Genomic DNA, 13,473 nt, shown 5'->3' on the forward strand with positions numbered 1-13,473 from the left:
ATATTATATAAAACAAAGAGCGATAGTATCTAGCACTATCGCTCTTTATTTATAAAAGGACATCACTCCCATTACTGTTATCTTTTGAGGAAGATAACACATATTGTTCCTAATTAATATTAAGGAAGTGATGTCAAGCTAAACAAATTAATATCATATTATCATAATCACCTACAGCAGTACTACTTTTTAACTTTATACTACAAAACTACCTACAGATGAGTGTTCACGATATATTGTGTAATTATATTAGCCTATATCTCTTAGGGATTATTAATGTACAATAGCATTTTATAGTCTAAGTAAAACCCGATAGCATTTTACTTACTATCGAGTTTTAAGCATCACACAACAAAACGCAAAACGATCGTTTTACCTTTTATTGTCTACTTTTCTTTCCTTTCTAAAAACTTAGTATCTCTTGTATTTTTTTGTACCGCAATCGCTGCAAACAAGCTCAAAAAGAAAGAAATCCCATAAAAGCCTTTCTCACTTAAATCCAAATCTGCATTCCATAACCCTACAACAAGAAGCAGCATAGAAGCTATGGTCACAAACCAACTTACTCCATAATAGATATCTGTCACAGGAATACCTTCCAACTTATCTCTTACTGTCTTCTGTACAGATATTACTGAGAATAGCCCAAATAATAATACCGTAAAATAATATCCTTTTTCATTAAGATCCATCGTCGCGTTCCACAGCCCGACACAAAAGGAAACCATTCCTATTAATAGTGACGCCCAAGAAGCAGAGATAAATGCTGCTGTAGGTTGGTTATTAAAAGCTTCTTTTACTTTTACCTTCTTTTCTGTTTGAATTTTTACTTGATTTTCCATTGTTGTATGTTTTAGTGTTAGTGTGTTTAAAAAATTATTTTTCCATAATATGATCCCCGCAAGAATAGCAATGTGGTAAGTGTGCATAATTTGTAGTATCGCACGATTTACATTCTTTAAAAAGTTGTAATCCGCAATGGCGACAATAGGTTGTTACTTTTAGGGTGCCCGATCGGTTTTTACCTTTGCCACTTTGATAAATCTCATTGATTAAATAATCTTTACCGCAACTAGGGCACATATGATTTTCTAATGCTTTTTCTGCAACTTCATCATTTATTTTCTTTGACCGTTCTACAGAAGACAGCTGTAACTCTTCTTTTTTTCTTCTTACAAAAGAGGTAAGATGTTTAATGGCATAAATTCCTAAAACCACAGAGAGTATAATTCCTATAGCATACCTCACATACCCCCCATAACTAGGCAGATATGGTATTAATCCTATAAAAAAAGCATAGAATGCAAAGAATACAAATCCTCTAAATAATGGCCAGTAAGCATGCTTACGTCTTTTTAATAACATCCAGAGACCCAATAGCAATACTGGAATTACAAACAGTAAACGACTTATAAATACCTTAAAATCATACGACCTCTCTGCATCAATATATAATTGGTTTGCTTTAGACCTCTCCTTAGAAATGGCGCTTACATGCTTATTCTTTTCTAATTGTAGGGCATCTATAGCTGATTGTAAAACGAGTTGTTCTGATTTTAACTCTTTAAGCGAAAAACGAATTGAGTCCATGATATAATTGCGTCTTTCTACCTCGTGATTTATTGTTGAGGATTGTGTTGCTTTACGAGTAGATATCCAAGTTTTAAATGAAGCTTGCTCTTGATCTAGTGTATTCTGTGCAAGATCAAGAGACAATTGCAGTTCTTCTTTAATCTCCTCTTGTCCATTTATTGAATCTAGAATACTTCTTTTTAAAATTTTATATTTTTTTGCTTCAGTTTTAGCTTCAAAATCTTCGATGTATGGTCTTTGCGCTTCACTATCTATATCCCAAATAATTCTATTTGCCATCCCTATTAAAAAAATAGCCAGAAGAATACTGATTACATAATGAATAAACGTTGTGGTTCGAGTAAGTTTTTTATTATTAAATTCCATGAGCTATTAGTTATAATGACAAGGCAAATATGCAATAGACATTTAAATCTTAAAATCAAACATTCAACAAATACTTACGATATATTATCAAATAAATGATATCAATAGCTTATATTTACTATTATTGTTTACAATAACACTTACGATATTATATGGTGCTTTTTGAAATCATTAATTCCCTTTCTACAGAAGATTATGATACATTCAAATCCTATGTCCGCTATAAAAACAAGCGTTCAGACACCAAAAACATCAGTCTCCTTAAGATATTAAGACAGTCACATCTCCCAAAAGACATAGACATAACACTCTACGGAAAACCTTCTAAAAATGCGTATCACGCATTATGCAAACGACTTCATGATAGTTTGATAGATTTTATTGCCCATCGCAGTTTTGAAACAGAAACCACAGAAGAATTTGAGGTTTTAAAATTAATCCTTGCAGCACGCATATTATATGAACAAGATGTCATAAAACCTGCTCAAAAAACACTTCAAAAAGCAGTCTTAAAAGCAACATCAAATGATTTATACAGTCTACTAGGAGAGATTTATCACACACAAATACAATATGCACACCTTCATGATCAGGTAAACTTAGAGTTACTTATGAAAGCATTTTACACAAACCAAAATCATCACAAGCATCAAGAGAATTTAAACCTCGCATATGCGTATATCAAAAATAGGATTACACAAACCAATAACACGGTAACAGAAGACGTAAACCAATTACTAGAAGATGCGTTTCAAAAATTCAATATTAGTATTCATGAATCACTCACATTCAAATCGCTTTACCAATTATTAGAAATCACAAATACGGTGGCTCGTTTAGAAAATAATTATTTTGATGCACTTCCGTTTTTCGAACATATTTACAAGGAGATATATAACAAAAAAGCACCTTCCAACAAGTATTTGTATTACCAGATCCATTTACTCTATTTTATGGCAAACGCTTATTTTAGAAATAGACAATTTGAAACCGCTAGGGAGTATCTAGATCAAATGAAAGAAAGAATGCTTTTAGAACGTGGGAAATATGAATTCCGCTTTCGCGAAAGCGAACTCCTACTGCGTTCCCTCCTTCTCAACTACACTGGACAAGCAACCAAAGCAATCCATTTTCTAGAAAATCATTTTTCAAAAACATCAAAAGGAAATACAACGCAAAATCCTGATCTCATCCTCACACTAACCATTTGTTATACACAACAAGAAGAATACAAACAAGCGTTGAGGATTCTCAATAAATTAAAACACAGTATAAACTGGTACATTATAAAGATGGGAGAGGATTGGGTTATCAAGCATGATTTACTACAGCTCATCACCCATATAGAATTAGAGCACATTGACCTTGTTGCATCACTTCTAAAGCGTTTTAAACGCAAGTACAAACATGTTATACAGCATGAGAATCGCTTACAAGATTTCCTTAAAATAGTAGAAGTTGTTTATAAACACCCCGAAGAAGTAAGTGGTATACGCTTTCGCGAAAGCATAAAAAGCCTGTTTACAACAGAGGATCGTGCAAAAGAAGATCTCTTTATGCTAAGTTATTTTGCTTGGATTGTTTCAAAAACAAATACCAAAACATTGTACCAAACAACATTAGATTTACTATAATCTCAGATTATGAATTTATCATTTTGCCCCTAGACATACCCCTTTCAAATTACAGAAAAACTAACCATTACTTCATTTTCATAACAAAGCCATAATATATTGACTGGGTTTAACAATACCTTCACACAATCTCCTTGATACAATACTTACCTTTTGAGCTTCATAAAAAACTCGTTATGCGTATAAAAATACACTACTTGATATTGGCTTTTCTAGCTATATCTATTACAGGTTGTGCTGCTTTTCAACCTAAGAAATCAAAGGCTACGGCTTCTTCAAAGCCTAAGCCCAAGCCTAAAAAAGGAGAAATAAAGCCTTATAGCAAGGTAATTACAAAAGAAGCAAAAACAGATGAAGGTCTATTTACAGTACACAAAATAGACAACTCATACTTCTATGAGATTCCAGATTCTCTTTTTGGAAGAGAAATGCTTATGGTCACTCGTATAGCAAAAACAGCTACTGGATTAGGATTTGGTGGAGGAAAACAAAACACGTCTGTGCTTCGATGGGAAGTAAAAGACAAGAAAGTATTACTCCGCGTTGTATCACATCAAATTTTTGCTGCAGATTCATTACCTATCTCTGAAGCTGTACAAAACAGTAATTTTGAACCTATTCTTTATTCTTTTGATATCAAAGCATATCATAAAGACACTGTAAAAAATTCTAGAAACACGGTTATTGATGCTTCAGAACTTTTCAAAAAAGATGTGAAGCCTTTAGGTTTACCGCAATTTAGAAGAAGAGGTTTTAAAGTAACACGTCTTGATGACAAACGTTCTTATATAGATACAATACGTAGTTATCCTAGAAACATAGAAACGAGACATGTAAAAACATATTTTGCATCAGAGCCTCCAAGTAATGCATCTACTGGATCATTATCTGTACTTATGAGCAACTCTATGATCTTATTACCAGAAACTCCAATGAAACGTCGTTATTTTGACCAACGTGTTGGATGGTTTGCACGTGGACAAACAGATTATGGACAAGATGCTCAAAAAAGTAAAACGATCACCTATTTAGATCGTTGGAGATTAGAAGTAAAAGACGAAGACCTCGCAAAATATAATCGTGGCGAACTCGTAGAACCTAAGAAACAAATTGTTTATTATATAGATAGAGCAACACCAAAAAAATGGGTGCCATATATCAAGCAAGGTATTGAAGATTGGCAAGTTGCTTTTGAAGCAGCTGGATTTAAAAATGCCATTATTGCAAAAGAGCCTCCTACTCCAGAAGAAGATCCAGATTGGAGTCCAGAAGATGTACGCTATAGTGTTGTACGTTATCTAGCATCTCCTATTCCTAATGCAAATGGACCTCACGTAAGTGACCCTAGAAGTGGAGAGATCTTAGAAAGTGACATTAACTGGTACCATAATGTAATGACATTATTACGTAACTGGTTCTTTGTACAAACAGCTGCTATCAATCCAGATGCACAAGGAGTTGAGTTTAAAGACGAAGTTATGGGGCGTTTAATTCGTTTTGTATCTTCTCATGAAGTAGGTCATACATTAGGTCTTCCTCATAATATGGGAAGTAGTACTGCTTATCCAGTAGATAAACTACGCGATGCAGCATTTACAAAAGAATTTGGAACAGCGCCTTCTATTATGGATTATGCTCGTTTTAATTATGTAGCACAACCTGGAGATGGAGATGTAGCACTGATGCCTAATATTGGTATTTATGACAAATATTCTATTAAGTGGGGATACAAACCTATCCTAGATAAATCTGCAGAAGATGAAAAGGAGACATTAGATAGCTGGATATTAGCACATGCTGGAGACCCAATGTATCGCTTCGGAAGACAGCAATTTGGAGTCATTGACCCAAGTTCACAAACAGAAGACTTAGGAGATGATGCTGTAAAAGCAAGTGCATACGGAATCGCAAACTTAAAGCGTATTGTTCCTAATCTAATCAAATGGACGGCAGAAGATGGAAAAAATTATGACGACTTAGAAACTATGTACAACCAAGTATTATCTCAGTACAATAGGTACATGGGACATGTAACTGGTAATATAGGAGGTGTATATGAGTATTATAAGACATATGATCAAGATGGTGCTGTATACACACATGTAAATGGAGATAAACAAAAAGAAGCATTAGCTTTTTTACAAGAGCAATTATTTGAGACTCCTCAATGGCTTATTGATCAAAGCATTTTTGACAAAGTAGAATCTGCAGGAAGTGTAGAGCGTATACGTCGTTTTCAAACTCGCACACTTAATAGCGTACTTGATTTTGGAAGAATAGGTCGTATGTTAGAAAATGAAGCTCTAAACGGAGCCGAAGCATACACTACTTTAGATATGATGTCTGATCTACGTGGTGGTCTATTTAGCGAACTTAGAAGAGACAGAAAAATAGATATCTATCGTCGTAATTTACAACGTGCGTATGTAGAACGTTTAGAAACTTTAATGACTAAAGAACAAACACGTTTACCAGCCCGTTTTGCACGCTTCTCTTCTCGTACAAATATTGATGCAAGTCAGAGTGATATCCGTGCTATTGTACGTGCAGAGCTTAAAGACTTAAAACGTACGTTACAAAGTAATACAGGACGCATGAGCGATAAAATAAGTAGAATACATCTTATTGATTTAGTAGAACGTATCAACTTGATACTAGATCCTAAATAATAAAATCACTACATATTATACATCATAAGCCCTCTTTCCAGAGGGCTTATTTTTTTCTTAAAATCAAGTTAATTATTCATCTTCATTAAACTTTACTCATAAATCAAAGTCATAAGAGTGTAACAAAAAAACAAGAAAAATGAAACATATTTTAACACTCATTGCCTTATGCTTAACAATAACTGTTGCTGCACAAAGAGGTCCACATAGAGAAAGAACTCCATTAAATCCAGAGGAGCAAGCAACATTACAAACCAAAAAAATGACACTTGCCTTAGCTCTAGATACTCAACAAGCAGATAAAGTATACCAGATCCAATTAGAGCAAGCAAGAAAAAGAAAAGCTTTTCTTGATAAACGTAAAAAAGAAGAAGGCGCAAAACCAACTAAAGAACAACGTCTTGAAATGCAAAATAAAAAGCTTGATGCTATGATTGCTGTTCAAAACGAAATGAAAAAAATTCTTACAGAAGATCAGTTTAAAGAATGGAAAACATTAGCTCGCAAAAAGCAACAAAAAAGAAGAAAGAAGCACCACAAAAGAAGGAAGTAAGAAGATGCTGTTAGAAAAAATGAGATGCCATATGGCATCTCATTTTTGTTTTATATACACTTATAAAGTACTTGCTACTTTACGTACAGCATGAATCGTTGTATCTAGATCATCATATGTCAAAGCATCTGTGATAAACCAAGTTTCGTAGGCACTTGGAGCGATATAAATTCCTTCCTTAAGCAAACCGTGAAAAAACTTTTTAAATGTATCATTATCTCCTAAAGCAGCTGTTTTAAAATCGACAACAGCATCTTTTGCAAAATGAACAGAGATCATAGATCCAACTCTATTAATTGTATGTGTAACTCCATGTTCTTTTAACGCCTCTTCAATACCCTTATGCAAATAAGCAGTTTTGTCCTCTAAGCGCTTAAAAAGTAAGTTGTCATTATGAATTGCAGTAAGCATAGCAAGACCAGCTGCCATAGCTAGTGGGTTTCCACTTAATGTTCCAGCTTGATATACCGGACCTAAGGGAGCTAGATGATTCATAATCTCATCACGTGCTGCAAATGCTCCTACTGGCAAGCCTCCACCTATTACTTTTCCAAAAGTCACAATATCTGCTCGCACATTTTTAAGTTCTTGTACCCCGCCTCTGGCAAGTCTAAAACCAGTCATCACTTCATCAAAAATAAGAAGAGCATTATGTGTATCACATAATGTTCTTAATCCTTCCAAGAAGCCGTCTGCAGGAGGAATACATCCCATATTACCCGCAACTGGTTCTATAATAATTGCAGCAATCTCATTTGGGTTTGCCTCAAAAAGCGCTTTTACTTCTGCTATGTCATTATAACCTGCTAGCAATGTATCCTTAGCAGTTCCTGCTGTAACTCCTGGACTATTTGGCGTTCCAAAAGTAACAGCTCCACTTCCAGCTTGAATCAAAAAAGAATCTGAATGCCCATGATAACAACCAGAAAACTTTATTATTTTCTCTCTATGGGTAAAGCCTCTAGCAAGACGAACTGCACTCATACATGCCTCTGTACCACTATTTACAAAACGTATTTTATCAATACCCGGCACCATATCTATGGCTAGTTTTGCAATATCGGTTTCGATCTCTGTAGGCATTCCAAAAGAGGTTCCTTTACGAGCCTTAGCTACTACAGCATCTACCACGGGCGCATATGCATGTCCCAAAATCATGGGGCCCCAAGAATTAATATAATCTATCAAGGTACGACCATCTTCATCATAGAGATAAGCACCTTTAGCTTCTTTTACAAATATGGGATTTCCACCTACAGATTTAAAAGCCCTTACGGGACTATTTACACCTCCAGGAATTACTTTTTGTGCCTCTACAAATAAAACACTACTTCTTTTATATATCATGAATTAATATCCTCTATCAAATGGTTGTACATACAAAACTTGACCTACAAAAATCTCATTGCTTTCTAGACCATTATATTTTTTAAGGTCTTCTACAGTTATCTTATACTTTTTGGCAATACGATATAATGTTTCTCCTTTTTCTACTGTATGTTGGTTTTTCTTATCAACAACTTTTTTAAAATCTTTTTCTTTTTTCCCTAACACTTCTCCATCATAACGATATAATTTATAACGTTCTATTAAAGAAATCAACTTAGCTGGATATTTCTTATCTGTTGCATATCCAGCTGCCTTCAGTCCTTTTGCCCATCCTTTATAATCATCCTTTGGCAATTTAAAAAGATCAGAATATCTCCCTCTGTTTGTTAGAAATAATGAATGGTCTCTATATGAAAATTTAGCAAGACTATACTTCCTAAAACATTCCCCTTTTTCATCATCGTCATGATATACTTTTGCTCCTTTCCAGTCGTGGCACTTAATTCCAAAATGATTGTTTGCTTTTCTAACCAACTCGCCTTTTCCTCCTCCAGATTCTAAGATTCCCTGCGCAAGTGTGATACTTGCAGGAATACCATATTGCCTCATTTCTTCTTGGGCAATCTCAGCATAGGTTTCTATATAGCCTTCCACCCCAGTTTTAGGAACTGGATTTACTACGTTTTCTTCTTCCTTAGGAGCTTCATCCTTAGGCCGAGTAACTACTTTTTCTTTTCTATCTTTCTTAGTAGTTCCTACTTTTCGGGTTGTTCTTTTTGAAGAACCACAACTACCTAATAAAAGACCTGTTAATAATAAAAGCACAATGCGTCGCATCATAATCTAAATATCTAATGTTTGAAGTCCTTTTTTACGGAGTGTTTTATTAACTCCAGATATGCCTTGAAGACCCCCTGTGTGAATTGCTAAAATACGAGAATTTTGTGGGAAATATCCCTTTGATATAAGGTCAAAAATACCATACATCATTTTACCCGTATATATAGGATCCAAGAGTATTTCTTGTTCTTTCTTAAATCCATTTATAAAATCAACGAGCTCTTTTGTGACTTTTGCATATCCCCCAAAATGATATTCCTGAATCAGCTCCCAATGCGTTGCATTTGTTTTCTGAGCTATCTCGGTAGTTAAAAAATCACCTTTTAAAGCAGGAAAACCTAACACCTTTTGAGAGCTCTTAGAAGCATTAATTATTCCAGATAATGTTCCTCCTGTACCTACAGCACAACAAACATAATCGTATGTGAGATCAGATGTTGTGAGTATTTCTTCACATCCTTTTATAGCAAGGTCATTAGTCCCTCCTTCTGGAAGGATATATACATCTTTATATTCTTCTCTAATAGTATTTAAGAAAGACATATCATTCTTTGCCCTATAAGCCTCTCTAGATATAAATTTAAATTCCATACCACAAGAATTAGCATATGCTAGTGTCTCATTTTCAGAAAGTGTTTTTTCTAGATGCGCCCCTAATTCTTCTCCTCGTATAATTCCTATGGTCTTAAAATTATACTCTTTCCCAGCAGCTGCAGTTGCGGCTATATGATTAGAATATGCCCCGCCAAAAGTAAGAAGTGTTTTGTAGTTATTCGCTTTCGCGAAAGCGATATTATATTTAAGCTTTCTATATTTATTACCCGAAATATAAGGATGAATAAGGTCTTCCCTTTTTAGGGATAATTCTATATTTTCATCAAGAATAATACATTGATTGTTGGTCATTTCTTCACTCTAAATAAAGCGGTAATTTATAATTAAAAACTATCCTTTTTTCACTACATAGTCTTTAAAAGCCCAAAAAGATCTCCTTTTTAAATAATAGAGGTCTTTTTCATTTGTATAGGCCTCGCGCTCAAATGAAATATTTCTATAAGCCGTGTATCTATCTCTATACTGAATCAACCTAAAAAGATACTCAAGTATATACAGAATATAAAAAGGAAGTATCAAAAGCTCTAGTTGCTGTCGTAAATGAATGCGTTCATGATTTATAAAAATAGCATCCTTTTTTAATTCAGGATACTTAATGATTATAAAAGGCCATATAGTGAGTCCTACAAAACGCTTTCTCAATAAATATTTATTTACAACTAGAAACATAACTCAAAAGTACTTGATATTTATAAGTAGATATATATACCTATAACATTTTTATCTACCATAGTATTAACATTCATAACATAACAATCATCGTTCCAGTCTTCCTATCTTTGTACTATATTTGATACATATATGTCTTACATAAAAAAACATATCCCTATAGAAGAAGGAGATTATTATCTCACTCCCGAAGGGTATAAATGTTTTACAGAACAATACCACCTCAAGCGAGGCTATTGCTGCGAGAGTGGTTGTCGTCATTGCCCTTATGGGTTTGATAAGAAAACAAATACTCAAAACAGCTAAGAATGGATAATACTATATTATCATATCGCAAATGCATATTTACGGCCTATCATAGGGCTAATATGAGATATCCTTGATTTTTTAATTTTTACTTCGTTTTCAAAATGTGTATAATTAAAAAATCAATAAATGACTTTTCAAGATCAACTATTACAAGGTATTCCAAATAAACTTCCAAGTTTAAAAACATACGATGCATCGGCAAATCATGCACCGAAGCGCAAGGATATACTTTCTTCATCCGAAAAAGAACTCGCATTACGTAATGCATTACGCTATTTTAACCCAAAACATCACGCAACATTATTACCAGAGTTTAGAGAAGAACTAGAGACCTACGGTCGTATCTATATGTATCGCTTTAGACCTGATTATGATATGTATGCAAGACCTATAGATGCATATCCATGCAATTCTAAACAAGCAGCTGCTATCATGCTTATGATACAAAACAACCTAGATCCAGCTGTTGCACAACATCCTCATGAACTTATCACCTATGGAGGGAATGGTGGTGTCTTTTCAAACTGGGCTCAATATATTCTGACAATGCAATATCTAGCTCAGATGAACGATAATCAAACCTTAGTCATGTACTCTGGACATCCTATGGGTGTATTTCCATCTCACAAAGATGCTCCTCGTGTGGTTGTTACAAACGGAATGATGATTCCTAATTATTCTCAACCTGATGATTGGGAAAAGTTTAATGCATTAGGAGTCACCCAGTATGGACAAATGACAGCGGGAAGTTATATGTATATAGGGCCACAAGGAATTGTTCACGGAACTACAATTACCGTTCTTAATGCCTTTAGGAAAATAAAGAAATCTCCCAAAGGAGGTATTTTTGTCACTTCTGGACTAGGTGGTATGAGTGGTGCACAACCTAAAGCGGGTAACATTTCTGGATGCATCACTATATGTGCCGAGGTAAACCCTAAGGCTGTACACACAAGACATTCTCAAGGATGGGTAGATCAAGTAATTACAGATATTCCTACTCTTATAACTAGAGTATCCCAAGCAAAAGCAAACGAAGAAACTGTTTCTATCGCTTATCAAGGTAACATTGTAGAAGTATGGGAAGCTCTTGATACACATAATATTCATGTAGATATAGGAAGTGACCAGACATCATTACACAATCCATGGGCCGGTGGTTATTATCCTATGGGGATGAGTTTTGAAGAAGCAAACACGTGTATGGCAGATGATCCGGTACGCTTTCGCGAAAGCATACAAAGCACCCTTGTCCGTCATGCTGCAGCCATCAATGCGCATACGGCAAAAGGCACTTATTTCTTTGATTACGGAAATGCTTTTTTACTAGAATGTTCTAGAGCTGGCGCCGATATATTTGCAGAAAATGGTATTGATTTTAAATATCCTAGCTATGTCCAAGACATTATGGGTCCTATGTGCTTTGATTATGGGTTTGGTCCTTTTAGATGGGTATGTGCCTCTGGAAAACCAGAGGATCTAGCTAAAACTGACCAAATTGCTTGTCAAGTCCTAGAAAATCTTGCAAAAAATGCTCCTTCAGAAATCCAACAACAAATGCAAGACAATATACAATGGATTAAAGGGGCTCAAGAAAACAAACTAGTCGTAGGTTCTCAAGCACGTATTTTATATGCAGATGCAGAAGGGCGTATGAAAATCGCACAAGCATTTAATGATGCTATTGCTCAAAATGAGATTGGATATGTAATTCTAGGACGTGATCACCATGATGTTTCTGGAACAGATTCGCCATACCGTGAGACAAGTAATATCTATGACGGAAGCCGCTTTACGGCAGACATGGCAATACATAACGTAATAGGAGACAGTTTTAGAGGAGCTACTTGGGTGAGCATACACAATGGTGGAGGTGTAGGATGGGGTGAAGTAATAAACGGAGGTTTTGGTATGGTTCTTGATGGTAGTAATGATACTGAGAGACGTTTGCAATCCATGCTTTTCTGGGATGTAAATAATGGTATTGCACGTCGAAGTTGGGCACGTAATGAAGGGGCTGTTTTTGCAATTAAAAGAGCCATGGAATTAGAACCTGACTTAAAAGTGACATTACCAAATAGTGTAGAAGACAACTTATTTAGAAACACATAAAAACGAATTCTATGAAAGCATTACGATTACTCCCTTTGTTAGCAATTATGCTAATTGTCTCTTCGTGTAGCACTGTACGTGTTGCATCAGATTATGATCAAACCGTCAATTTTAATGAATACAAAACCTATGCTTTTTATAAGCCAGGTATTGATAAAGCAGAAATCTCTGATCTTGATAAAAAACGTATTCTAAGAGCCATCGAAACAGAAATGGCTGCAAAAGGATTTACAAAATCAGAAAACCCTACGGTACTCGTAAGTATTTTTGCAAAAGCAAATAAACGTGTAGATGTATATCAAAATAACAACTTTGGCTTTGGTCGCTTTGGATATGGAGGTTTTTACGGCCCCTTTTATGGAGGAGGTGCATTTTATGGCAACACCGTATCTGAACGCACAGAAGGTGTTCTCTATATAGACTTACTAGATGTTTCTAAAAAACAATTGGTATGGCAAGGTAAAGGAACTGCTTCTTTATATTCTGGAAATATAGAAAAACGCGAAGCTCGTATTCAAGAAATTGTAAAAGAAATCATGACTGTCTATCCTCCTGCTATTGCAAGTAATGATAGCGAACTAAATCGTGAGAAAATATAGTTTATCTCTCCTAGAAGAATAAGCATGTAAATGATATCAAAGCTTGCTTTGTATCCCGAAAAACACCGAATATACATTCGGTGTTTTTTTGTTTTTGAAATCAGTTAAAAGAAAAAGAATTCAAGAAACGAATTTAAAAAAACACTAATAACACCTTCTTTAAAAGCTTGCTAAAATGGTCTTGT

11 protein-coding genes are annotated in these 13,473 nt (G+C 34.8%); 6 read left to right on the forward strand and 5 right to left on the reverse strand.

Going from position 1 to position 13,473, the window contains the following annotated elements:
• Positions 1–386: 386 nt before the first annotated feature.
• On the reverse strand, positions 387–842 hold the full coding sequence (yiaA, locus tag ABJD27_RS12170) for an inner membrane protein YiaA (RefSeq protein WP_348162526.1): 456 nt from the start codon (positions 840–842) through the stop codon (positions 387–389).
• 34 nt (positions 843–876) lie between these two features.
• Positions 877–1,959 (reverse strand): hypothetical protein, encoded by a 1,083-nt coding sequence (locus tag ABJD27_RS12175; protein WP_348162528.1) that lies wholly within the window; start codon positions 1,957–1,959, stop codon positions 877–879.
• Between the two features lie 152 nt (positions 1,960–2,111).
• Between ABJD27_RS12175 and ABJD27_RS12180 the strand changes: the two genes are divergently transcribed.
• The 3 genes from ABJD27_RS12180 to ABJD27_RS12190 all read left to right on the forward strand — a co-directional run bounded on the left by ABJD27_RS12180 (position 2,112) and on the right by ABJD27_RS12190 (position 6,815).
• Complete coding sequence (locus ABJD27_RS12180) at positions 2,112–3,593, forward strand: hypothetical protein (RefSeq protein WP_348162530.1); 1,482 nt, start codon at positions 2,112–2,114, stop codon at positions 3,591–3,593.
• A 176-nt stretch (positions 3,594–3,769) separates the two neighbouring features.
• The gene (locus ABJD27_RS12185; protein WP_348162532.1) at positions 3,770–6,262 is read left to right on the forward strand and encodes a zinc-dependent metalloprotease; all 2,493 of its coding nucleotides are present in this window, start codon (positions 3,770–3,772) and stop codon (positions 6,260–6,262) included.
• A 139-nt stretch (positions 6,263–6,401) separates the two neighbouring features.
• The gene (locus ABJD27_RS12190) at positions 6,402–6,815 is read left to right on the forward strand and encodes a hypothetical protein (RefSeq protein ID WP_348162534.1); all 414 of its coding nucleotides are present in this window, start codon (positions 6,402–6,404) and stop codon (positions 6,813–6,815) included.
• A 60-nt stretch (positions 6,816–6,875) separates the two neighbouring features.
• Here the strand turns inward: ABJD27_RS12190 and hemL are convergent, their stop codons facing one another.
• From hemL to ABJD27_RS12205, 3 genes are read right to left on the reverse strand one after another with little or no spacing between them, the layout of a single operon-like run.
• Complete coding sequence (hemL, locus tag ABJD27_RS12195) at positions 6,876–8,162, reverse strand: glutamate-1-semialdehyde 2,1-aminomutase (RefSeq protein ID WP_348162536.1); 1,287 nt, start codon at positions 8,160–8,162, stop codon at positions 6,876–6,878.
• 3 nt (positions 8,163–8,165) lie between these two features.
• Entirely contained in the window at positions 8,166–8,984 is an 819-nt protein-coding gene (locus ABJD27_RS12200; protein WP_348162538.1) for a glucosaminidase domain-containing protein, read from the reverse strand.
• Positions 8,985–8,987: 3 nt separating this feature from the next.
• Entirely contained in the window at positions 8,988–9,890 is a 903-nt protein-coding gene (locus ABJD27_RS12205; protein ID WP_348162540.1) for a pyridoxal-phosphate dependent enzyme, read from the reverse strand.
• A gap of 510 nt (positions 9,891–10,400) precedes the next feature.
• On the opposite strand from ABJD27_RS12205, the gene ABJD27_RS12210 reads away from it, so the two are divergent.
• The 3 genes from ABJD27_RS12210 (at position 10,401) to ABJD27_RS12220 (ending at position 13,288) form a co-directional block, all read left to right on the forward strand.
• Entirely contained in the window at positions 10,401–10,574 is a 174-nt protein-coding gene (locus ABJD27_RS12210; RefSeq protein WP_348162542.1) for a DUF5522 domain-containing protein, read from the forward strand.
• Positions 10,575–10,703: 129 nt separating this feature from the next.
• Positions 10,704–12,689, forward strand: a complete 1,986-nt coding sequence (locus ABJD27_RS12215; RefSeq protein ID WP_348162544.1) for a urocanate hydratase — start codon at positions 10,704–10,706, stop codon at positions 12,687–12,689.
• A gap of 11 nt (positions 12,690–12,700) precedes the next feature.
• Complete coding sequence (locus ABJD27_RS12220; RefSeq protein ID WP_348162546.1) at positions 12,701–13,288, forward strand: DUF4136 domain-containing protein; 588 nt, start codon at positions 12,701–12,703, stop codon at positions 13,286–13,288.
• The last annotated feature ends 185 nt before the right edge of the window (positions 13,289–13,473 follow it).

It is taken from the genome of Dokdonia sp., from assembly GCF_039945015.1.
Lineage (GTDB): Bacteria > Bacteroidota > Bacteroidia > Flavobacteriales > Flavobacteriaceae > Dokdonia.

Coding starts and splice junctions, on each gene's coding strand:
- yiaA (WP_348162526.1), bottom strand. CDS start 842: ATGGAAAATCAAGTAAAAATTCAAACAGAAAAGAAGGTAAAAGTAAAA.
- ABJD27_RS12175 (WP_348162528.1), bottom strand. CDS start 1,959: ATGGAATTTAATAATAAAAAACTTACTCGAACCACAACGTTTATTCAT.
- ABJD27_RS12180 (WP_348162530.1), top strand. CDS start 2,112: ATGGTGCTTTTTGAAATCATTAATTCCCTTTCTACAGAAGATTATGAT.
- ABJD27_RS12185 (WP_348162532.1), top strand. CDS start 3,770: ATGCGTATAAAAATACACTACTTGATATTGGCTTTTCTAGCTATATCT.
- ABJD27_RS12190 (WP_348162534.1), top strand. CDS start 6,402: ATGAAACATATTTTAACACTCATTGCCTTATGCTTAACAATAACTGTT.
- hemL (WP_348162536.1), bottom strand. CDS start 8,162: ATGATATATAAAAGAAGTAGTGTTTTATTTGTAGAGGCACAAAAAGTA.
- ABJD27_RS12200 (WP_348162538.1), bottom strand. CDS start 8,984: ATGATGCGACGCATTGTGCTTTTATTATTAACAGGTCTTTTATTAGGT.
- ABJD27_RS12205 (WP_348162540.1), bottom strand. CDS start 9,890: ATGACCAACAATCAATGTATTATTCTTGATGAAAATATAGAATTATCC.
- ABJD27_RS12210 (WP_348162542.1), top strand. CDS start 10,401: ATGTCTTACATAAAAAAACATATCCCTATAGAAGAAGGAGATTATTAT.
- ABJD27_RS12215 (WP_348162544.1), top strand. CDS start 10,704: ATGACTTTTCAAGATCAACTATTACAAGGTATTCCAAATAAACTTCCA.
- ABJD27_RS12220 (WP_348162546.1), top strand. CDS start 12,701: ATGAAAGCATTACGATTACTCCCTTTGTTAGCAATTATGCTAATTGTC.